The following is a 23,227-nucleotide window of genomic DNA, read 5'->3' as shown; positions in this document are numbered from 1 at the left end:
CCCGCTGTCGCCAGGCCTTGCCGACGGCATGCCGGCCGGTTTGTTTATCGTCAGATCGTCCTTGCTTTATCGGCGTGCATTGCACAAGATCGTGGCAATAACTGCAAAAGCGTAAAGTTCGGGCATACCGGGCAAGGGGCGACATGTCGATCAAAGCAAGTATCTATCACCTCACCCACTATAAATACGACACGCCCGTACGGCTCGGTCCGCAGATCATTCGCCTGAAACCCGCCGCCCATTCACGCACCAAGGTGCTCAGTCATTCGCTGAAGGTGACGCCAGCCAATCACTTCGTGAACCTGCAGCAGGACCCCTACGGCAACTACCAGGCGCGATTCGTTTTTCCCGACCCGGTGACCGAGTTCAAGATCGAGGTCGATCTGGTCGCCGACATGACGGTCTACAATCCCTTCGACTTTTTCGTCGAGGAAGAGGCGACCAAATGGCCTTTCTCCTATCCTGCCGAAATCCGCGAGGATCTGGCCATCTACATGAAGCCGGAGCCCGATAGCGCAGCCCTGGCCGCCTTCATGGAAACCGTCGACAAGACGCCCGGCCAAACGACCGTCGATATGGTAGTGGGGCTGAACGCCCGCCTGCAGCAGGAAATCGGCTATGTCATCCGCCTGGAACCCGGTGTGCAGACGCCGGAGGACACGCTGACGCTGGCCAAGGGCTCCTGCCGCGACACCAGTTGGCTGCTGGTGCAGATCCTGCGCCATCTGGGGCTGGCCGCCCGCTTCGTCTCCGGCTACCTGATCCAGCTGAAGCCCGACCTGAAGGCCCTCGACGGCCCGTCGGGCACCGAGGTCGACTTTACCGACCTGCATGCCTGGTGCGAGGTCTACCTGCCCGGCGCCGGCTGGGTCGGCCTCGACCCGACCTCCGGCCTGCTGACCGGCGAAAGCCATATTCCGCTGGCCGCCACTCCGCATTACCGCAATGCCGCGCCGATTTCCGGCGGCTATTTCGGCCATGCCAAGACCGAATTCGATTTCGAGATGACGGTGAAGCGCGTTGCCGAACATCCGCGCATCACAAAACCGTTTTCCGAAGAATCCTGGGACGCGCTGAACGCGCTGGGCAAAAAGGTCGACAAGGAACTGGCGGCCGGCGATGTCAGGTTGACCATGGGCGGCGAGCCGACCTTCGTGTCGATCGACGATTTCCAGTCCGGCGAGTGGAACACCGATGCCGTCGGCCCGACCAAGCGCGACAAGGCCGACCAGTTGATCCGCAAGCTGCGCGAACGCTTCGCGCCCGGCGGTTTCCTGCATTACGGCCAGGGCAAATGGTATCCCGGTGAAAGCCTGCCGCGCTGGACCTTCTCGCTCTACTGGCGCCGCGACGGCCTGCCGATCTGGCAGAATCCCGACCTCATAGCCGAAGAAGGTGCCAAGACCGGCGCCAAGCCGGAAGACGCCGAAAAGCTGCTGACGGCGATTGCCGAAGAACTGGCGGTTTCCAGCGACATGGTGGTGCCTGCCTATGAGGACCCGGCCGAATGGATCATCAAGGAAGGCAGCCTGCCGGAAAATGTCGATCCGTCCAATTCCAAGCTCAAGGACCCGGAGGAGCGCAACCGCATCGCCCGCGTCTTCGAGCGCGGCCTAACCACGCCGTCCGGCTATATCCTGCCAGTGCAGGCCTGGAATGCCAAAGCATCCGGCCGGCGCTGGGTCAGCGAGAAATGGCGCACCCGCCGCGGCAAGATCTTCCTGGTGCCCGGCGACAGCCCGGTCGGCTATCGCCTGCCGCTCGGCACCCTGCCCTACGTGCCGCCGTCGCAGTTTCCCTATATCCATCCGGCCGATCCATCGGAACCGCGCAAGCCGCTGCCCGAGCAGATCAAGCCGGCCGGCCGTACCATGCCGGAGGCCTCATTTCAGGCCGATGACGGCGGCCAGCAGGAGCGGATCGAACAGACGTTGAGCGAAATCGCCGGCACCGTGCGCACCGCCATGTCGGTCGAGCCGCGCGACGGCCGCCTCTGCGTCTTCATGCCGCCGGTCGAACGCATCGAGGACTATCTGGAACTGGTGGCGGCGGCAGAGAATGCCGCAGCGGCCATCGGCCTGCCGATCCATATCGAAGGCTACGCGCCGCCCCATGACGAGCGCATCAATGTCATCCGCGTCGCGCCCGATCCGGGCGTGATCGAGGTCAACATTCACCCGGCCTCGACCTGGGAGGATTGCGTCACCACCACCGAAGCCGTCTATGAGGAAGCCCGCCAGTCACGGCTGGGCGCCGACAAGTTCATGATCGACGGGCGCCACACCGGCACCGGCGGCGGCAACCATGTCGTGGTCGGCGGCGCCAATCCCAACGACAGCCCGTTCCTGCGCCGTCCCGACCTGCTGAAAAGCCTGATCCTGCACTGGCAGCGCCATCCCTCGCTCTCCTACCTGTTCTCCGGCCTGTTCATTGGCCCGACCAGCCAGGCGCCGCGCATCGACGAAGCCCGCCACGACAGCCTCTACGAGCTGGAAATCGCCCTGTCGCAGATCCCGATGCCGGGCCAGGGGCAATTGCCGCCCCTGCCCTGGCTGGTCGACAGGCTGCTGCGCAACCTGCTGATCGACGTCACCGGCAATACCCACCGCGCCGAGATCTGCATCGACAAGCTGTTCTCGCCGGATGGCCCGACCGGCCGCCTCGGCCTCGTCGAGTTCCGTGGCTTCGAAATGCCGCCGAATGCGCGCATGTCGCTGGCCCAGCAATTGATGATCCGCGCCCTGATCGCCCGCTTCTGGAAAAACCCGATCGGCGGCGGCCTGGTGCGCTGGGGCACATCGCTGCACGACCGCTTCATGCTGCCCCATTACATCTGGCAGGATTTCCTCGAAGTGCTGGCCGATCTTGGCGATCACGGTTTCGATTTCAAGCCGGAATGGTTTGCAGCCCAGCTGGAATTCCGCTTCCCCTTCTATGGCGAGGTCGAATACGACAGCGCCAAGCTGGAGCTGCGCCAGGCGCTCGAACCCTGGCATGTCATGGGCGAACAGGGTGCGATCGGCGGCACGGTGCGTTTCGTCGATTCCTCCGTCGAGCGCATGCAGGTCCGCCTCGAAACCGGCAATCCGGAACGTTACGCCGTGGCCTGCAACGGCCGGCGCGTGCCTTTGTCGAAGACCGGCACCAATGGCGTCTCGGTCGGCGGCGTGCGCTACAAGGCATGGCAGCCGGCCTCCGGCCTGCATCCGGTCCTGCCGGTCAACACGCCGCTCACCTTCGACGTCTACGACACATGGTCGGGCCGTTCGATCGGCGGCTGCGTCTATCACGTCGCGCACCCTGGCGGCCGCAATTATGATACATTCCCTGTGAATGGCAACGAAGCGGAAGCCCGCCGGCTTGCGCGATTCGAACCATGGGGGCACAGTGCGGGCCACTATCCGCTGTGGCCGGAGACCGTTTCGCCGGAATTCCCCCACACATTGGACTTGCGGCGACCCCAGGGCATCTGACGACATGGCGAAACAACCGGCTGCCGGACGCAGCCAGAAACCCCAGGACAGGAGCGCGGCTCTGGGTCAGACCTACAAGGCCCTGCCGGGCGTTGCCGACGAAATGCTTGATGCGGACGGCAATATCCGGCCGGTCTGGCAGAATTTCGTCGCAGCGATCGATCGCATGACGCCGGCCGAACTGCATGAGCGTTTTGCCCGGGCCGATCGCTATCTGCGCGATGCCGGTGTCTTCTACCGCGCCTATGGCGCTGCCGGCAGCAGCAGCGACCGCGCTTGGCCATTCTCCCACATTCCGGTGCTGATCTCGGATGCCGAATGGCAGGGCCTTGCGGAGGGTCTGGTGCAGCGCGCCAATCTGCTCGAGGCCATTGTCGCCGATATCTATGATCGCAATAGCCTGGTCGAGGAAGGGTTTCTGCCCTCGGCGCTGGTCGCCTCCAATCCGGAATTCCTGCGCCCACTGGTCGGCATCAAGCCGGCCGGCGGTCATTACCTGCATTTCTGTTCGTTCGAGATCGGCCGCGGCCCGGACGGCAACTGGTGGGTGCTGGCCGACCGCACCCAGGCGCCGTCGGGCGCCGGCTTCGCGCTCGAAAACCGCGTTGCCACCGCCCGCGCCTTTTCCGATCTTTACGCCGAGACTCATGTACACCGGCTAGCCTCGTTTTTCGGCGCCTTCCGCGATGCGCTGCAGGGCAACAAGCAAACCAACGAGGACCGCATCGCCGTTCTGACGCCGGGTCCTGCCAACGAGACCTATTTCGAACACGCCTATATCGCCCGCTATCTCGGCATCATGCTTCTGGAGGGCGAGGATCTGGCCGTCATCAACGGCCGCGTCATGGTGCGCACCGTCGCCGGGCCGAAGCCGATCAGCGTGCTGTGGCGAAGGCTCGATGCCGCCTATGCCGATCCGCTGGAATTGAACCAGAGTTCCCATATCGGTACGCCCGGCATGGTCCAGGCCCTGCGCAATGGTTCGGTCACCTTCGTCAATGCGCTGGGCAGTGGCATTCTCGAGACCCGCGCCCTGCCGGCCTTCCTGCCGTCCATCTGTCGTCATTTGCTGAACGAGGACCTCGCCATTCCCTCCATCGCCACCTGGTGGTGCGGCCAGAAGGCTGAACGGGAGCATGTGGCGCGCAATGTCGGCCGCATGGTGATCGGGCCGGCCTTTTCGCGCCTGCCGTTTTTCGACGATAACGGCCAGTCGGTGCTCGGATCGACGCTGCGCAGCAGCGCCCGCGAAAAGATCACCGAATGGCTCGAAACGGACGGCGCCAAGCTGGTCGGCCAGGAAGCAGTGACGCTGTCCACCACGCCGGCCATCGTCGACGGCAAGCTGACGCCGCGCCCGATGAGCCTGCGCGTCTATGCGGCCCGCACCCGCGACGGCTGGCAGATCATGCCGGGCGGCTTTGCCCGCATCGGCAGCGGCGACGATGTTGCCGCCATCGCCATGCAATCGGGCGGCAGCGCCGCCGATGTGTGGATCGTCAGCGACAAGCCGGTGGAACGCACCTCCCTGCTGCCGGCCGAAGAGAATTTCACCCGCAACATGCCGGGCAGCCTGCCGAGCCGCGCCGCCGACAACCTGTTCTGGCTCGGCCGCTACATCGAGCGGGCCGAAGGCGCCCTGCGCATCCTGCGCGCCTGGCACGCGCGTTTCGCCGAAACCGCCGATCCTGAGCAGCCCTTGCTGGCTTATGTCACGGAATATCTCGCGGCGACCGACGTGGACATGGACCGCGGCGTGCCCGAAAGCCTGCTACGCAGCATCGACAGCGCGGTCTATTCGGCCAGCAATATCCGCGATCGCTTTTCCCCCGATGGCTGGCTGGCGCTGAACGACCTGGCCAAGACGGCACGGCGCTTCCACGACACCGTCAAGCCGGGCGACGATGCGTCCCATGCCATGACCATCCTCTTGCGCAAGCTGGCGGGCTTTGCCGGTCTGGTGCACGAAAACATGTACCGCTTTACCGGATGGCGCTTCTTGACGGTCGGTCGCTTTCTGGAACGCGGCCTGCACATGACCCGGCTGCTCGGCCATATGTCGGGCGAAGACGCTCCTGACGGCGCACTCGACATGCTGTTGGAGATCGGCGACAACGTCATGACCCACCGCCGGCGTTACAACGTCAACACCGCGCGCCTGACGGTTACCGACCTGCTGGCGCTCGACCCGCTCAACCCACGCTCGATCTTGTTCCAGCTGAACGAGATTCGCACCGAAGTCGAGCAATTGCCGAACGCCTTCGTCAATGGCCAGATGTCGACCTTCTATCGCGAGGCCATGCGCCTGCATTCCGGACTGGCCGTCATGACACCCGAAACCATGAGCGAGGAGATCTACCAGAAACTCGAAGCGGAGCTCGAAAAGCTCTCCGACGTCCTCGCGCGCACCTATCTCGGATAGAACATGCTTTACGATCTTTCCCTCCACATGGGCTATGTCTACGACGCACCGGCGTCGGGCGCCCGGCATATCGTGCGGCTGCTGCCGCTGTCCCTGCCCGAGCGTCAACGCCTGATTGCCGGATCGGTGTCGATCGAGCCGCAGCCGGACGAGAAAGCCAATTTCGTCGACTTCTTCGAGCATCCCGCGATTTCCATCCAGTTTCGCTCGCCACACGACAGGCTCGACATCCGCATGCAGGCGCGCGTTCAGGTGGAGAGCCAGCCGATCGCGGCGGATTTCTCGCCGCTGCTCGACCGCCTGCCGCTGGAGCTGGCCGAATACTGGTCGCTCGATCCGGCCTCGCCCCATCATTTCATGGGAACCAGCCCGCGGATCGGCGAGGTGCCTGAAATCACCGCCTATGCCCGCAAGGGCCTGAAATCCGGTCAGACCGTGCGCCAGATCGCCGAAACACTCTGCACGCGGATCTACACCGATTTCGCCTATGACGGCGACGCGACCACCGTCGACACCACGCCGAAGGAAGCCTTCATCCTGAAGAAGGGTGTCTGCCAGGATTTCTCCCATGTGATGATCGCCGCACTTCGAAGCCTCGGCATACCGGCCGGCTATGTCAGCGGTTTCCTGCGCACCATTCCGCCACCGGGCAAGGAGCGGCTGGAAGGCGCCGACGCCATGCATGCCTGGGTGCGCGTCTGGTGCGGCACGACCGCCGGCTGGATAGAGCTTGATCCGACCAATAACATCCCGGCCGGCATGGATCACGTGGTCGTCGCCTATGGCCGCGACTATTCCGATGTTGCCCCGGTGATCGGTGTCCTGAAAAGCTACGGAAGCCACAAGACGGAGCAATCCGTCGATCTTGTTCCGGTAAAATAGCCCAAACAGCGTGTTTCGGACGCCTTATCGTTAAAACTTGAACAATTCGTTTAAGTCGAACGAGATGTTTTCTTCGTATGCCTTCATCCACGGTGCTTGAAAAATGGATGAACATGATGATCGGCATTTCAGGAAAGCGCGGGACGCTGCGGCGTCTGGCCAATGACAGACGAGGCAATTTCGGTCTGATGACGGCACTGATCCTTCCGGTCGCCATGGCGACGGTCGGCATTGCCATGGACATGACCAAGCTGATGCAGGTGCGCTCCGAATTGCAGGGCGCCGCCGATTCGGCAGCCCTCGCCGCGGCCTCGGCACTTGCCGGAAAGGGCATCACCGATGAAGAGGCGATGGAACTCGCACGGAAGTTCCTGGCAGCCCAGATGGCCAATCTCAACAGCAGCGAAGGCGACCAGGCGCTGGAAAACCTCAACGAGGAACTGGAAGACAGCACCCTGGCAACGGTCGAGAGAACACCGAACGGCAGCACGGGCAATACCTTCGACGTGAATGTCACGGCAGACTACACCGTGTCGATGAACGCGTTCACCCGGCTTCTGGGCTATGACTCCGTCAAGGTTGCAGTCAGTAGTTCGTCGCAGAGTTCGACCGAAAGCAAGAACGCCCTGTCGATGTTCCTGGTCCTCGACCGCTCCGGTTCGATGGCTGAGAACACCACGACGACCTACACGGGCACCTGCACGAATAAAAAAGGCAAGACCTATTCCTGCACGAAATACTATACGAAAATAGAGGCCCTAAAGATCGCGGTCGCCGACCTGACAACACAGCTCGACAGCGCCGATCCGGATAAGAAATACGTCCGGACGGCTGCGGTCTCGTACAACTCGGCGATGCAGACCGAAACGGCGTTCGAATGGGGCACGGCGACGGCGCTTGCCTATGTCAACGCGTTGACGGCAACCGGCGGCACTGATTCCTCGGACGCCATGGAGAAGGCCTATACCAAGGTCACGGCGTCGAGCGAAGTCACCGCACACACCAACAAGAACGGCCAGACCGATCCGGGCAAGTTCATTCTTTTCATGACCGATGGCGACAACAACTACGCCAGCGCCAACACCGAGACCAAGGCGACCTGCGACAAGGCAAGAACCGCCGGCGTGGAAGTCTACTCCGTCGCCTTCATGGCGCCGTCGGGCGGCCAGGAGCTGTTGGCTTACTGCGCAACAGACACGTCCCACTATTACGATGCCAACGATGCCGAGGACTTGGTCGCCGCCTTCAAGGAAATTGGCGAGAAGGCCTCTCTCGCCACCACCCGGCTGACCCAGTGAGCTGGTAATCGCTCTGCTCAGGCGCCGCCCTCAAAGGGTCGCCCGCCGGTTGCAGAACAGAGTTTGAAACCGCGTTGCCCCCAGGGCGGCGCGGTTTTTCTTCGTCACGGAACCGTCGCGCTGATCTGCAATAAATACAGGGGCTTATCGAGCGCTTGGCAAGGGACGCCCGCATTTTGGCTTTTGCCGAAATCGTCTGTTGCAAGTCCTTCATAACGATGCGTAAACTGTATTCTCTGATCGTCTGCCGGACAGAATCAAACCGGTTAAACGTCGTCCTGACGCAACTCATAAACGTGTTGGCGAAATCCATGATCAAAACCCTCAGCAAGACCGATCTGCCTCTGCCCGCGCCGCGGGTTTCCAATCCGGAGACCCTTGCTGCAGAAATCATCGAACGCCTGACCTACAGCATCGGCAAGGATGCCAAGGTTGCCCAACCGCACGACTGGCTGACCGCCACCATTCTGGTGGTGCGCGACCGCATTATCGACCGGTGGATGGAATCGACGCGCAGCACCTACGAAACCAATGCCAAGCGGGTCTACTATCTATCGCTGGAATTCCTGATCGGCCGGCTGATGCGCGATGCCATGTCCAATCTCGGCCTGATGGAGGAGATTCGCGAGGCGCTCGCATCGCTCGGTGTCGACATGAACATCATTGCCGGACTGGAGCCCGACGCGGCACTCGGCAACGGCGGTCTCGGCCGCCTGGCCGCCTGCTTCATGGAGAGCATGGCCACCGTCAACATCCCGGCCTATGGCTACGGCATCCGCTACGTGCACGGCCTGTTTCGCCAGCAGATGGCAGAAGGCTGGCAGGTGGAACTGCCCGAGACCTGGCTTGCTCACGGCAACCCTTGGGAATTCGAGCGCCGGGAAAGCTCCTATGAAATCGGCTTCGGCGGCGGCGTGGAAACCGTGTCCGGCCAGAACGACGAGATCCGCTATGTCTGGAAGCCCAGCGAACGGGTGATCGCCACCGCCTACGACACACCGATCGTCGGCTGGCGCGGCGAGCGGATCAACACGCTGCGGCTCTGGTCGGCCCAGCCGATCGACCCGATCCTGTTGGCCGCCTTCAACGCCGGCGACCATATCGGCGCGCTTCGCGAAAGCAACAAGGCGGAAACGTTGACCCGCGTTCTCTACCCGGCCGATGCCACGACCGCCGGCCAGGAACTGCGCCTGCGCCAGGAATATTTCTTCTGTTCTGCCTCCCTGCAGGACATCGTGCGCCGCCACCTGCAGCAGGGCAATGAGCTGACCGCCTTGCCCGACAAGGTCGCGATCCAGCTGAACGACACCCATCCGGCCGTTTCCATCGCCGAACTGATGCGCCAACTCTGCGATATCCACGGCATGGATTTCGACACCGCCTGGGACATTACCGGCCGCACCTTCTCCTATACCAACCACACGCTTCTTCCCGAAGCGTTGGAAAGCTGGCCGGTTCCGCTGTTCGAGCGGCTGCTGCCGCGCCATATGCAGCTGATCTATTCGATCAATGCCAAGTTCCTGCTGGAAGCGCGCAAGCAGAAGAGCTTCACCGACGCCGAAATCTCCAATATCTCGTTGATCGATGAGAGCGGCGACCGGCGCGTACGCATGGGCAACCTGGCCTTTGTCGGCTCGCACAGCATCAATGGCGTATCGGCGCTGCATACGGAGCTGATGAAGCAGACCGTCTTTGCCGACCTGCACAAGATCTACCCGACCCGCATCAACAACAAGACCAATGGCATTACGCCGCGCCGCTGGCTGATGCAGTGCAATCCGGGCCTGACCTCGCTGATCCGCGAGGCTATCGGCGAGGAATTCCTCGACGATGCGGCCAAGCTGACGGCGCTCGACGCCTTTGCCCATGACGGCGAATTCCAGAAGAAGTTCGCAGCGGTCAAGCGCGCCAACAAGGAGCAGCTTTCCAACCTCGTCGCCAGCCGCATGGGCATCCGCCTGGATCCCTCGGCCATGTTCGACATCCAGATCAAGCGTATCCACGAATACAAGCGCCAGCTGCTGAACATCATCGAAGCCGTGGCGCTCTACGACCAGATTCGCTCCCATCCGGAACGCGACTGGGTGCCCCGCGTCAAGCTTTTCGCCGGCAAGGCGGCGCCCAGCTACCACAATGCCAAGCTGATCATCAAACTCGCCAATGATGTGGCGCGGGTGATCAACAACGATCCCTCCGTTCGCGGTTTGCTGAAGGTCGTGTTCATCCCGAACTACAATGTGTCGCTGGCCGAGGTCATGGTGCCGGCGGCCGACCTTTCCGAACAAATTTCGACCGCCGGCATGGAAGCGTCGGGAACCGGAAACATGAAGTTCGCGTTGAACGGTGCGCTGACCATTGGAACGCTCGACGGCGCCAATGTGGAAATGCGTGATCATGTGGGGGAAGAGAACATCGTAATCTTCGGAATGACGGCAGACGAAGTGGGCAAGGTGCGCGCCGAGGGTCACAATCCCCGCGCCGTCATCGAAGGCTCGCGCGAGCTGTCGCAGGCGCTGGCCGCCATCGCCTCCGGCGTCTTTTCGCCGGACGATCGCGGTCGCTTCTCGAGCCTGGTCGATGGCCTCTATCACCACGACTGGTTCATGGTGGCCGCCGATTTCGATGCCTATGCCAAGGCGCAGCGCGATGTCGATGCGATCTGGAGCGATCCGAAGTCCTGGTTCTCCAAGACGATCTTCAACACGGCGCGCATGGGCTGGTTCTCCTCCGACCGCACCATCCGGCAATATAGCGCCGACATCTGGAGAGCTTGATGAAGAAACCACCGAAGCAGGTCGGCGCAACCGTCTCGGCCGCGGCGCTGCCCGCCGCCGAGATCGAGGCGCTTGTCTCCGGCCAGCATTCGGACCCATTCGGCGTTCTGGGCGTTCAGCAGACAGCAGCGGGCTTCGTCGCCCGCTGCTTCATCCCCGGCGCCGAAGCGGTCACGGCGATGACCCTGGACGGCGCTGTAGTCGGTACGCTGGACCGCCTGCACGAGGCTGGCTTTTTTGCCGGCAACGTTGCAGTGTCGAGCTTTCAGCCCCTGCGCTATCGTGCCGAACGCGGCGACGCCGAATGGACGGTGACCGACCCCTATAGCTTCGGCCCGGTGCTCGGCCCGATGGACGATTACTTCCTGCGGGAAGGCTCGCACCTGCGTCTGTTCGACAAGATGGGCGCTCATCCGCTCAAGCATCAGGGCGTTGACGGGTTTCATTTCGCCGTCTGGGCGCCGAATGCCGGCCGGGTCTCCGTGGTTGGCGATTTCAACGAATGGGATGGCCGCCGCCATGTCATGCGGCTCAGGCGCGACACCGGCATTTGGGAAATCTTCGCCCCCGACGTGATGACCGGCTCGGCCTACAAGTTTGAGATTGTCGGCAAGGACGGCGTGGTGCAGCCCCTGAAGGCCGATCCTTTCGCTCGTCGCGCCGAGTTGCGGCCGAACACCGCCTCGATTACCGCCCCCGAACTGGTGCAAGATTGGCAGGACGAGGCCCATCGCAAGCATTGGTCCACGGTCGACCAGCGCCGCCAGCCGATCAGCACCTATGAAGTGCATGCCGGTTCCTGGCAGCGCCGGGCGGACGGCTCGATGCTGAGCTGGGACGAGCTGGCGGAGCGGCTGATCCCCTACTGTGTCGAGATGGGCTTCACCCATATCGAGTTCCTGCCGATCACCGAACATCCCTACGACCCCTCCTGGGGCTATCAGACGACGGGGCTCTATGCCCCGACCGCCCGCTTCGGCGAGCCGGAAGGCTTTGCCCGCTTCGTCAACGGCTGCCACAAGGTCGGCATCGGCGTCATCCTCGACTGGGTGCCCGCCCATTTCCCGGTGGACGCCCACGGCCTGCGCCATTTCGACGGCACGGCGCTCTATGAGCACGAGGACCCGCGGCAGGGCTTCCATCCCGACTGGAACACGGCGATCTACAATTTCGGCCGTATCGAGGTCCTGTCCTACCTGATCAATAACGCCATGTATTGGGCAGAGAAATTCCATCTCGACGGCCTGCGCGTCGATGCGGTCGCCTCGATGCTCTATCTCGATTATTCCCGCAAGGAAGGTGAGTGGGTCCCCAACGAATATGGCGGACGCGAAAACCTTGAGGCCGTGCGCTTCCTGCAGAAGATGAACCACCACGTCTACGGCTCGCATCCCGGCATCATGACCATTGCTGAGGAATCGACATCCTGGCCAAAGGTCTCCCAGCCGGTACACGAAGGCGGGTTGGGTTTCGGCTTCAAGTGGAACATGGGCTTCATGCACGACACGCTGACCTATTTTTCCCGCGATCCGCTCTATCGCAAGTATCACCACCAGGAGATCACCTTCGGCCTGCTCTATGCCTATAGCGAAAATTTCGTCCTGCCGATTTCCCATGACGAAGTGGTGCATGGCAAAGGCTCGATGATTGCCAAGATGCCGGGCGACGACTGGCAGAAATTCGCCAACCTGCGCGCCTATTATGCCTTCATGTGGGGCTATCCGGGCAAGAAGCTGCTGTTCATGGGGCAGGAATTCGCCCAGTGGAGCGAATGGAGCGAGAAGAAGTCGCTCGACTGGAACCTCCTGCAATATCCCTTGCACGAAGGCATGCGCCGCCTGGTGCGGGATCTCAACGGCTATTACCGGTCCAAGCCCGCCTTGCATGCCCGCGATTGCGAAGGCGAGGGCTTTGAATGGCTGATCGCCGACGACGACGACAATTCGGTCTTTGCCTGGTTGCGCAAGGCGCCGGGCGAAAAGCCGGTGGCCATCGTCTGCAATTTCACACCGACCTATCACGAGCGCTATTCCGTGCCGCTGCCGGTTTCCGGACGCTGGCGGGAAATCTTGAATACCGATGCCGAGATCTACAGCGGCAGCGGAAAGGGCAATGGGGGTCGCGTGGAGGCGGCCGAGCATGCAAGCGGCGGCATCAGGGCCGATTTGACCCTGCCACCACTGGCCGTGATCATGCTCGAACTCGAAAACTGATGCGGGAGGAAAACAATGACGGGTAAACGGGTACAACCTCTGGCACGCGATGCCATGGCTTATGTTCTGGCCGGCGGGCGCGGCAGCCGCCTGAAGGAACTGACGGATCGGCGCGCCAAGCCGGCCGTCTATTTCGGCGGCAAGGCGCGCATCATCGATTTCGCCCTGTCCAACGCCATGAATTCCGGTATCCGCCGCATCGGGGTCGCCACGCAATACAAGGCCCATTCGCTGATCCGCCATCTGCAGCACGGCTGGAACTTCTTCCGGCCCGAGCGCAACGAAAGCTTCGATGTTCTGCCGGCCAGCCAGCGCGTCTCCGAGACGCAGTGGTACGAGGGCACGGCCGACGCGGTCTACCAGAACATCGACATCATCGAGCCCTACGGCCCGGAATACATGGTCATCCTGGCAGGCGACCATATCTACAAAATGGACTACGAACTGATGCTGCAGCAGCATGTCGACACCGGCGCCGATGTCACCATCGGCTGCCTCGAGGTGCCGCGCATGGAGGCCGTCGGCTTCGGCGTCATGCATGTCAACGAAAAGGACGAGATCAGCGCCTTCGTGGAAAAGCCGGCCGATCCGCCGGGCATTCCGGGCAACGAGGATTTCGCTCTCGCCTCCATGGGCATCTACGTCTTCCACACCAAGTTCCTGATGGAAGTCCTCAAGCGCGACGCCGCCGATCCCAATTCCAGCCGGGATTTCGGCAAGGACATCATTCCCTACATCGTCCAGAACGGCAGAGCCGTCGCCCATCGCTTTTCCCAGTCCTGCGTGCGCTCCGATTTCGAGCGCGAGCCGTACTGGCGCGACGTCGGCACGATCGACGCCTATTGGCAGGCCAATATCGACCTGACCGACATCGTGCCCGAGCTCGACCTCTACGACAAATCCTGGCCGATCTGGACCTATGCCGAGATCAATCCGCCGGCCAAGTTCGTGCATGACGACGAAGGTCGCCGCGGCTCGGCGATCTCCTCGCTGGTCTCCGGCGACTGCATCATCTCGGGTTCGTCGCTGTTCAAGAGCCTGCTGTTTACCGGAGTGCGCGCCAATTCCTATTCGCGGCTTGAAGGCGCCGTCATCCTGCCGAAGGTCCAGATCGGCCGGCACGCGCGCCTCACCAATGTGGTGATCGACCACGGCGTGGTCATTCCGGAGGGCCTCGTGGTCGGCGAGGATCCGGAAATCGACGCCAAGCGCTTCCGGCGCTCCGAAAACGGCATTTGCCTGATCACCCAGGCGATGATCGACAAACTGGATCTGTGAACCTCATGAATGTTCTTTCGGTCGCCTCCGAACTCTATCCGCTGATCAAGACGGGGGGGCTTGCCGATGTCGTCGGCGCGCTACCCTTGACGTTGAAGAGCCACGGGATCGCGACCAGGACGCTCATCCCCGGTTATCCCGGCGTCATGGCGGCGATTACCGGGGCCACCCCTTGCCTGGAGTTCGACGACCTGCTCGGCGAACAGGCCGTGGTGCTGGAGATCCACCACCAAGGCCTCGACCTGCTGGTGCTCGATGCGCCCGCCTATTTCGACCGCCCCGGCGGACCCTATGTCGACCAGGCCGGCAAGGACTTCCCGGACAACTGGAAACGGTTCGCCGCGCTCTCCATGGCCGGCGCCCGCATTGCCGCCGGCGCTCTGCCGGGCTGGCAACCTGATATGGTCCATGTCCATGACTGGCAGTCGGCCCTCACCCCGGTCTATATGCGCTACGCCGCGGCGCCGGAACTGCCAAGCCTCATCACCATCCACAATATCGCCTTCCAGGGGCAGTTTTCGGCGCAGATCTTTCCCTATCTCGGCCTGCCCGGCCATGCCTATTGGGAAGCGCTCGAATATTACGGAACGATCAGCTACCTGAAGGGCGGCCTCGCCACCGCCCATGCGATCAGCACAGTCAGCCCCTCCTACGCCGACGAGATCCGGACGGCGGAATTCGGCGTGGGCCTGGAAGGCGTGATCGCCAGCCGTGCCGCCGATCTCTACGGCATCGTCAACGGCATCGATGCCCGCACCTGGGATCCCGGCAGCGATACGCTGATCGCCGGCAATTATACAGCAGCCACCCTGAAGAAACGCGAGGCCAACCGAACGGCGCTGGCCGAACAGTTTGGCCTTGTGCAAGACAGCGGCCCAATTTTCTGCGTCATCTCGCGCCTCACCTGGCAGAAGGGCATGGATGTTCTGGCCGAGGTCGTCGACGATCTAGTGGCCCAGGGCGGCAAGCTTGTCATTCTCGGGGCTGGCGACAGGGCACTCGAAAGCGCCCTTTTGGGCGCCGCCGCCCGCCACCCCGGCTGGGTCGGCATGACGGTCGGATATAACGAAGCCCTTGCCCATCTGATGCAGGCCGGTGCCGATGCCATCATCGTGCCGTCGCGTTTCGAGCCCTGCGGCCTGACCCAGCTCTACGCCCTGCGCTACGGTTGCGTGCCTGTCGTGGCGCGCACCGGCGGGCTGAACGACACCATTATCGACGCCAACGAGGCGGCGCTTGCCGCCCGGGTGGCGACCGGAATACAATTCGCCCCGGTCAGCGCCGACAGCCTGCGCCAGGCCCTGCGCCGCACCTTCCGCCTTTATGCGGACGAAAAGGTCTGGCAGCAGATCCAGAAGCAGGGGATGAAATCCGACATATCCTGGGGCAAGAGCGCCGAGCGATATGTCGACCTCTACAACCGCCTCGTGAAAGGTTGAGACGAGCATGATCAATACGGTAGCGACAAAGCCCTATCTGGACCAGAAGCCCGGCACGTCGGGCCTGCGCAAGAAGGTGCCGGTTTTCCAGCAGGAGAACTATGCGGAGAACTTCATCCAGTCCATCTTCGATTCGCTGGACGATTTCGCCGGACAGACGCTGGTGATCGGCGGCGATGGCCGTTTCTACAACCGCGAGGTCATCCAGAAGGCCATCAAGATGGCCGCCGCCAACGGCTTCGGCAAGGTCATGGTCGGCCAGGGCGGCATTCTCTCGACGCCGGCCGCCTCCCATGTGATCCGCAAATATGAAGCCTTCGGCGGCATCATCCTGTCGGCCAGCCACAATCCCGGCGGTCCGACCGAAGATTTCGGCATCAAATACAATATCGGCAATGGAGGTCCGGCACCGGAAAAGATCACCGACGCGATCTTTGCCCGCACCAAGGCAATCGACAGCTACAAGACCGTCGAGGCCGCCGACATCGACCTCGATAGCATTGGGACGTCTGACGTCGCCGGCATGACCGTCGAGGTCATCGATCCCGTCACCGACTATGCCGACCTGATGGAAGAACTGTTCGACTTCGGCGCCATCCGCGACCTGATCAAGTCGGGCTTCCGCGTGGTGATCGATTCCATGAGCGCCGTGACCGGCCCCTATGCCATCGAGATCCTCGAAAAGCGCCTGGGCGCCGCTGCCGGCTCCGTGCACAATTCTGTTCCGCTGCCCGACTTCGGCCACCACCATCCCGACCCGAACCTCGTGCATGCCAAGGAACTCTATGACGACGTCATGAGCGCGGATGGCCCCGATTTCGGCGCGGCCTCCGATGGCGACGGCGACCGCAACATGGTGGTCGGCAAGGGCATGTTCGTCACCCCGTCCGACAGCCTGGCAATGATCGCCGCCAATGCCACCTGCGCGCCGGGTTATGCCAAGGGCATCGCCGGCATCGCGCGGTCCATGCCGACCAGTGCTGCGGCCGACCGTGTCGCCGAAAAGCTCGGCATCGGCATGTACGAAACGCCCACCGGCTGGAAATTCTTCGGCAACCTGATGGATGCCGGCAAGGTGACCATCTGCGGCGAGGAAAGTTTTGGCACCGGCTCGAGCCACGTGCGCGAAAAGGACGGTCTCTGGGCCGTGCTGTTCTGGCTCAACATTGTCGCTGCCCGCAAGGAAAGCGTGAAGGATATCGTCTTCAAGCACTGGGCGGAATACGGCCGCAACTATTATTCGCGCCACGATTATGAGGGCATCGACACCGACAAGGCCAACGGCCTGGTCGCAGCCCTGCGCGAAAAACTGGCATCCCTGCCCGGAACGAAAATAGGCGGCCTGATCGTCGCTTCCGCCGACGATTTTTCCTATCACGACTCGGTCGATCAGTCCGTCAGCAAGAACCAGGGCATCCGCATCCTGTTTGAAGGCGGCAGCCGTGTAGTGTTCCGCCTGTCGGGCACCGGCACGTCGGGAGCGACGCTGCGCGTCTATGTCGAACGCTACGAGCCCGATGCCACCCGTCATGACATCGAAACCCAGACAGCGCTGGCCGACCTGATCGCCGCCGCCGAAACACTGGCGGACATCAAGACCCGCACAGGGTTTGATGCGCCGACGGTGATCACCTGAACGGAGGCGGCGGGCTTCAGCCTGCAGCACCGCGTCTTGTTGTTTGCAGGCGGCGTTGCCTCGGTTTCCGTCATCCCGGCCTTGAGCCCGGATCCAGCCTGATCAAGTCCTTGATCACAAGAGACTCTTTCACGGCGCAGACGCGCCGTGACTAGATTCCAGCTTTCGCTGGAATGACGGCAGGGCGAGGTTACCCCGCCCTACTCCGCGATATTCGGCTCGACCAGCGTCGCCAGTTGCATCAGCGATTCCTGCCAGCCGAGATAGCAGGCCGCTTCCGGAATCACTTCCGGCACGCCCTCCTGGACGATCGAAAGTTCCGTTCCGCAGACCACCTCTTTCAATGTCACCGTCACCGTGATTACGCCCGGCAAGTTCGGGTCGTCGAATTCATCGGTATAGCGGAGGCGCTCGTTCGGCACGAGTTCGAGATATTTGCCGCCGAAGGAATGGGTCTGCTGCGTCGTGAAATTGCTGAACGACATCTTGAATGTGCCGCCGACTTCGGGCTCCAGATGATACATCTTGCCCGTGAAGCCATAGGGCGGCAGCCATTTGCACATGGCATCGGCATCGAGAAAGGCGCGATAGACCTTTTTCGGCGAGGCTTTCAGGACGCGGTGCAGTCGAATCGTGTGGGTTCCCATGGTCTTACTCCTCCTTTGACACGGGTTTTGAAAAGAGATGGTCGAGATAGGCGCGCAGGTGCCGCAGGCTGCCGCGCGCAATGTCGGGGTCTTGTTTGGCCTTGGCGTAGATGAAGGCCCCCTGCAGAACGGATTGCATGAAATAGCCGACGCTTGCCACGGTCCAGGTTGCATCCGGCGCATAGAGCGCCTTGGCCGCTTCAATGTCGCGCATCAGAACTTCGATATGCCCGGTCATGCCGAGATCGCAGGCCTCACGCAACGCCGGATGGGTGGCATAAGTCTCCTGCACGAGCGTTCCGAGCAGGCAGGTAAACTCCTGCACATCGCGGTCGAGGATATCAGTGCGGAAATCGACATAGGCCAGCAGCCGGTCGCGCGGGTCAGGCAAGGCCTGATAAGGCGCGCTTTCGAAGATCGAGCCGGTAAAGCGGTTCCAGTGGTCGACCGCCGCCAGAACCAGATCCTCCTTGCTCTTGAAATGATGAAAGAAACTGCCTTTGCTGACACCGGATGCGGCACAGATATCGTCGACCGTCGTCGCCGTATAACCCTTGGCCCGGATGACGCCGATGGCCGCTTCCAGAAGCTTTAGACGCGAAGGATGTTGAACATCACTCATCACATTGCCCTGCATACCGATTGGTTGGTATGCAGTAAACCAACCAATCGGTATGCTGTCAAGTCTACACCGAAAACAACTGCCTTTCCGGAACCTGCAAAGCGGCTGGCCGGAGATTGGACGAATATTGCCCGCCGAGGAATATCACTCGCCAACGCACCATTCTTCTGCACAATGGTCGCCAGGATGGATTCGCAACCCCAGCCGCGAAAGAGCCCCATGAGCCATACGCATCCAAGCCAGGGCGGTGTCAGCCTGACCAAGACAGGGGCGGACTTCACCGTCTGGTCCCACCATGCCGAACGGATCGAGCTCTGCCTGTTCGATACATCAAACGGAACCGAATTGTGCCGCCTGCCGATGGAGCGGACCGAGGGCGACCTGCATCGCCTGCATGTGGAAGGCACGCGCGAAGGCGCCCATTACGGTTATCGCGCCCACGGGCGTTACGAGCCTGATCACGGCTTCTGGTATGATCCGTCGAAACTGCTGGTCGACCCTTACGCCAAGGAGCTGGATCGTCCCTTCGTGCACGACGCGCGACTGAGCACTTTCGGCGAAGAGACCGCCGATCTGGTGCCGAAAGCCATCGTCACCCGCGACCGACCGGCCAAGGTGCTGATGCCGTTCCTGCCGCCTGGCGGCTTCATCTACGAGGTTGCCGTCCGGCCCTTCACGAAACTCCACCCCGGCATCCCCGAAAAGCTGCGCGGCACGGTCGGCGCGCTGGCCCACCCCGCCGTGCTCGAGCACCTGAAGAAGCTCGGCGTCGATGCCATAGAGCTGATGCCGATCACCGCCTGGATCGACGAGCGTCACCTGCCGCCGCTGGGACTGACCAACAGCTGGGGCTACAACCCCATCGCCCTGATGGCGCTCGATCCGCGCCTGGTGCCCGGCGGCGTTGCAGAATTGCGCGCCACCGTCGACGCGCTGCATGCCGAAGGCATCGGCGTGATCCTCGACCTGGTGTTCAATCACACCGGCGAGAGCGATCGCTACGGCACCACGCTGTCGCTGCGCGGTCTCGACAATCTGGCCGCCTATCGCCATGTCGAGGGCAATCCCGGCACGCTGGTCAACGACACCGGCTGCGGCAATACGCTGGCTTGCGACCACACCTATGTGCGAAGGCTGATCACCGACAGCCTGCGCCACTTCGTCCTCAATGCCGGCGTCGATGGCTTCCGCTTCGATCTCGCACCGATCCTCGGGCGCACCTCTCATGGCTTTCACACCACATCGCAGACCCTGCATGCCATCACCGCCGATGATGTGCTGGAGGATCGGCTGCTGATTGCCGAACCCTGGGATATCGGGCCGGGCGGCTACCAGCTCGGCAATTTTCCAAAACCCTTTCTCGAATGGAACGACCGGGCGCGCGACAACCTGCGGCGCTACTGGCGTGGCGACAGCCATATGACCGGCGCGCTGGCAACGGCACTGGCCGGCTCCTCGGATATCTTTGCGCGAAACGGCGACCGCCAGACCCGCAGCGTCAATTTCATCGCCGCCCATGACGGGTTTACGCTGTGGGATCTGGTCTCCCACACCCACAAGCGCAATGGCCGCAACGGCGAAAACAACCGCGACGGCCATGACGAGAACTACTCCTGGAATAATGGCGTCGAAGGCGAAACCCACGACAAGACCATCACCAAGAACCGCAAGCGCGATGTCGCGGCCCTGCTCTCGACGCTGTTTTCCAGCCGCGGCGCCATCATGCTGACCGCCGGAGACGAGGGCGGACGCACCCAGCACGGCAACAACAATGCCTATTGCCAGGACAACGAACTCACCTGGCTCGACTGGAAAAGCATAGACAGCGACCTGGTCGAATTGACCGCCGCGCTATCGGCCATGCGCAAGCGGTTTGCAGTCTTCGCCGAGACGACCTTCTTCATCGGCGAAAACGGCGATGTCGCATGGATCTCCTCCACCGGCGCGCCGATGACCGTGTCGGAATGGGAGGCGGCAGAAGGCCCGGCTATTGCCATGGTTCTGACCACCAAAGATCTAAAGCGCGGCGGCAATGCTCGCCTTGCCGTGCTGTTCAACCGCGCGCAGGAGGCCTGCGATTTCGAACTGCCGGCGGCCGCAGGGCTGAAATGGCGCCGCGTCTCGTCGGGCAAGAGCGTCGGCACCCTCCGCTTGAAGCCGCGCTCTGTCGAATTTCTGGTAGAACATTAAGGATTTAGCGGCCGTAACCCCCGGTCGCTGTATTCGCCGGCCGCGCCACACTCTATAAGACGCGCAAATACATTTTCAAAAGGATCGGTGAGCACATATGCCACGGGAGATTTCGCTGGCCGAAGTCGAGAGTTTGGTCGGGACGGAAGTCGGCCTGTCCAACTGGATGACCGTCGACCAGCCCATGATCGATGCTTTTGCCGCAGCCACCAACGACCACCAGTTCATCCATGTCGACCCCGTCCGGGCCAAGGCGGAATCGCCGTTCGGCGGAACGATCGCCCACGGCTTCCTGACCCTGTCGCTGCTCTCGGCGATGAACTACGATTGCCTGCCGGTGATCCGCGAACAGACGATGGGCATCAACTACGGCTTCGACAAGGTGCGCTTCATGTCGCCGGTCAAGAGCGGCACGCGCATCCGCGGCCATTTCACGCTGGCCGAAGCCCGCTTTCGCGGCGCCGGCATGCTGATGACCACCTATGAGGCCAGCATCGAGATCGAGAACGAGCGCAAGCCCGCCCTGACCGCGACCTGGATAACCATCGTCCAGTTCGACCCGAAAGATCGCCCAGCCGGAGTGTGAGATGCTCGAACCTGATCCGATCCGCCAGTCTTTCCGGCGCCAAGCAAGGGCCTGCGAGGATCTCGGCTCTTCATTCACGGCACGGCTTTGCACCCTGGCAGCGGACAATCTAGATGACCGCACCGCGGTCGGCAGGCGGGTCCTCGCCTGGACCGGCGAGCCGAGTGGTACAGGCGACGCCCTGGCGCTGCGCCTTGCCGGCTGCCTGCATGCCTTGGTGCTATCCGGCGCGGACAAGAGCCTTGCGGCGGTCTATCCGCCCCATGCAACGGATGACGACATCCTGTGGACCGCCTGCATTGAGGCGTTCAGGCGCAACGAGGCCTTCATTCTCGAGCGTCTGACATCGCCACCGCAGACCAACGAGGTGCGCCGCTCGTCAGCCCTGCTGCCCGGTTTCCTGGCCATCGCAAAGCTGTTCGGCAAGCCGCTCATCCTGTCGGAACTCGGCGCCAGCGCCGGGCTGAACCTGCAATGGGACAGCTACGCCTATCGCTTGGGCGACACGACCTGGGGCGGACAGTCGCCGGTGATGCTCTCGCCCGACTGGGAGGGCCCTGCCGCGCCGGAGGCAGACATCACGATTGCCGGCCGCGCCGGCTGCGACCTGAACCCGCTCGACCCCGCCTCACCGGATGATCGGCTGCGGATGCTCTCCTATATCTGGGCCGACCAGGCCGACCGGCTGGAGCGCATCCGGCTGGCGCTTGATATGGCTGTTCAGAGCGGCCTGAAAGTCGAGCGCGCCGATGCCATCGACTGGCTGAAAAGCCGGCTGGCCATGCGCCATACCGGCACCACCCATGTCATCTATCACTCGATCGCCTGGCAATATTTTCCAGAGGCCCTGAAGGCCGAGGGCGATGCCCTGATCGCGGCGGCCGGCGATAAAGCCACGCCTGACGCGCCGCTGGCGCGCCTGCAGATGGAAGCTGACGGCAAACCGGATGGCGCCGCCCTGACCCTGCAGATCTGGCCGACCGGCGAACAACACGACATCGGCCGCGCGGACTTCCACGGCCGCTGGATCAAATGGTCGGGCTGGCCGGGGGTTTAGTCGTTCTGCGGTGGCTGATCGGGATCGGCAGCATCGCGATAAAGTGCTTCGAAATTGCGCCCTCCATAGAAGATGTTCACGATCCGAACATTATTGTCTTCGACTTTATAGGCGATCACGGCAGAGCGTTCGAAAGCAATCGTTCTCAAACCCGGCTCAAGGTCGTCACGAGGGCGCCCACCAAACGGAACATTGCCGATATCGACGCATCGGCGCCTGATCCTGGACACGAAACCTCATGCAACAATCGCCGACTGGCTCAATTCCAATACAAAATGGAAAATATCAGTGAGATCTCTGACCGCTTCTGGTCGGAACGTGACCCTAACGGCCCGCACGGTCGCCCGCCGGCTTTGACGCTGCAAACAGCGCGTCCAGATGGGTGTCGACCTCTTCGATCGTCACATCACCTCTTGGGTCATCCAATGATCGACGAATGCGGTTGCGGATCAAGGACAATTGCTCGACCTCGCCGTTTCGCTGCTCCTGCCACTCCCGCAACGCATCGCCGATGGCGTCGTCTGCCGACCCGTAATCTCCGGCGGCCATGACCTCATGCAACGCACGCATGGTGTTGGGACTGACTGAAATTTCGATTTTATCGGCCTTTTTCATGCCATGGCCCTAGGAAAGCTCTGGACATTTCTAGCATGAAAACAGGCAATGACAAAAGAGGCAGCCCGGCAGCAAGTCAGCCGGACTGCACTGCC

Annotated in this window: 15 protein-coding genes; 12 read left to right on the top strand and 3 right to left on the bottom strand. The window is 62.2% G+C overall.

Features of this window, described 5'->3' with window-relative positions:
- Positions 1–143 precede the first annotated feature (143 nt).
- From HFC70_RS03805 to HFC70_RS03765, 9 genes are all read left to right on the top strand, one after another.
- Positions 144–3,473 carry a DUF2126 domain-containing protein gene (locus tag HFC70_RS03805; RefSeq protein WP_168471883.1) on the top strand — a complete coding sequence of 1,110 codons (3,330 nt, stop codon included), beginning with the start codon at positions 144–146 and terminating at the stop codon, positions 3,471–3,473.
- A gap of 4 nt (positions 3,474–3,477) precedes the next feature.
- Positions 3,478–5,895, top strand: coding sequence for a circularly permuted type 2 ATP-grasp protein (locus HFC70_RS03800; RefSeq protein ID WP_168471882.1), 2,418 nt, complete (start codon positions 3,478–3,480; stop codon positions 5,893–5,895).
- A gap of 3 nt (positions 5,896–5,898) precedes the next feature.
- Positions 5,899–6,777, top strand: coding sequence for a transglutaminase family protein (locus HFC70_RS03795; RefSeq protein WP_168471881.1), 879 nt, complete (start codon positions 5,899–5,901; stop codon positions 6,775–6,777).
- A gap of 77 nt (positions 6,778–6,854) precedes the next feature.
- Positions 6,855–8,075: a VWA domain-containing protein gene (locus tag HFC70_RS03790; RefSeq protein WP_368669521.1), complete on the top strand. Its 1,221-nt coding sequence runs from the start codon at positions 6,855–6,857 to the stop codon at positions 8,073–8,075.
- A gap of 314 nt (positions 8,076–8,389) precedes the next feature.
- Positions 8,390–10,849, top strand: a complete 2,460-nt coding sequence (locus HFC70_RS03785) for a glycogen/starch/alpha-glucan phosphorylase (protein WP_368669545.1) — start codon at positions 8,390–8,392, stop codon at positions 10,847–10,849.
- Entirely contained in the window at positions 10,849–13,062 is a 2,214-nt protein-coding gene (gene glgB / locus HFC70_RS03780; RefSeq protein WP_168471879.1) for a 1,4-alpha-glucan branching protein GlgB, read from the top strand. The genes HFC70_RS03785 and glgB overlap by 1 nt, the downstream gene beginning before the upstream one ends.
- 15 nt (positions 13,063–13,077) lie before the next feature.
- The gene (gene glgC / locus HFC70_RS03775) at positions 13,078–14,340 is read left to right on the top strand and encodes a glucose-1-phosphate adenylyltransferase (protein ID WP_168471878.1); all 1,263 of its coding nucleotides are present in this window, start codon (positions 13,078–13,080) and stop codon (positions 14,338–14,340) included.
- Between the two features lie 5 nt (positions 14,341–14,345).
- Complete coding sequence (gene glgA, locus HFC70_RS03770; protein ID WP_168471877.1) at positions 14,346–15,779, top strand: glycogen synthase GlgA; 1,434 nt, start codon at positions 14,346–14,348, stop codon at positions 15,777–15,779.
- A gap of 7 nt (positions 15,780–15,786) precedes the next feature.
- On the top strand, positions 15,787–17,415 hold the full coding sequence (locus HFC70_RS03765; protein ID WP_168471876.1) for an alpha-D-glucose phosphate-specific phosphoglucomutase: 1,629 nt from the start codon (positions 15,787–15,789) through the stop codon (positions 17,413–17,415).
- 200 nt (positions 17,416–17,615) lie between these two features.
- On the opposite strand, the gene HFC70_RS03760 is transcribed toward HFC70_RS03765, so the two are convergent.
- Together HFC70_RS03760 and HFC70_RS03755 are read right to left on the bottom strand one after the other, a co-directional pair.
- The gene (locus tag HFC70_RS03760; RefSeq protein ID WP_168471875.1) at positions 17,616–18,062 is read right to left on the bottom strand and encodes an SRPBCC family protein; all 447 of its coding nucleotides are present in this window, start codon (positions 18,060–18,062) and stop codon (positions 17,616–17,618) included.
- Between the two features lie 4 nt (positions 18,063–18,066).
- Positions 18,067–18,684, bottom strand: a complete 618-nt coding sequence (locus HFC70_RS03755; protein WP_168471874.1) for a TetR/AcrR family transcriptional regulator — start codon at positions 18,682–18,684, stop codon at positions 18,067–18,069.
- Between the two features lie 219 nt (positions 18,685–18,903).
- Here HFC70_RS03755 and glgX point away from each other — a divergent pair, with 219 nt between their 5' ends.
- The 3 genes from glgX (at position 18,904) to HFC70_RS03740 (ending at position 22,517) form a co-directional block, all read left to right on the top strand.
- Complete coding sequence (glgX, locus tag HFC70_RS03750; RefSeq protein WP_168471873.1) at positions 18,904–20,874, top strand: glycogen debranching protein GlgX; 1,971 nt, start codon at positions 18,904–18,906, stop codon at positions 20,872–20,874.
- A 97-nt stretch (positions 20,875–20,971) separates the two neighbouring features.
- Positions 20,972–21,460 (top strand): MaoC family dehydratase, encoded by a 489-nt coding sequence (locus HFC70_RS03745; RefSeq protein ID WP_168471872.1) that lies wholly within the window; start codon positions 20,972–20,974, stop codon positions 21,458–21,460.
- Position 21,461: 1 nt separating this feature from the next.
- The gene (locus tag HFC70_RS03740; RefSeq protein ID WP_168471871.1) at positions 21,462–22,517 is read left to right on the top strand and encodes a DUF2332 domain-containing protein; all 1,056 of its coding nucleotides are present in this window, start codon (positions 21,462–21,464) and stop codon (positions 22,515–22,517) included.
- 324 nt (positions 22,518–22,841) lie between these two features.
- Here the strand turns inward: HFC70_RS03740 and HFC70_RS03735 are convergent, their stop codons facing one another.
- Positions 22,842–23,132 carry a type II toxin-antitoxin system ParD family antitoxin gene (locus tag HFC70_RS03735; protein WP_168471870.1) on the bottom strand — a complete coding sequence of 97 codons (291 nt, stop codon included), beginning with the start codon at positions 23,130–23,132 and terminating at the stop codon, positions 22,842–22,844.
- Positions 23,133–23,227 lie beyond the last annotated feature (95 nt).

Origin of the sequence: Agrobacterium sp. a22-2 (assembly GCF_012276985.1) — a bacterium.
Classification (GTDB): domain Bacteria; phylum Pseudomonadota; class Alphaproteobacteria; order Rhizobiales; family Rhizobiaceae; genus Allorhizobium.
This window is presented reverse-complemented; position numbering and strand designations above follow the sequence as displayed.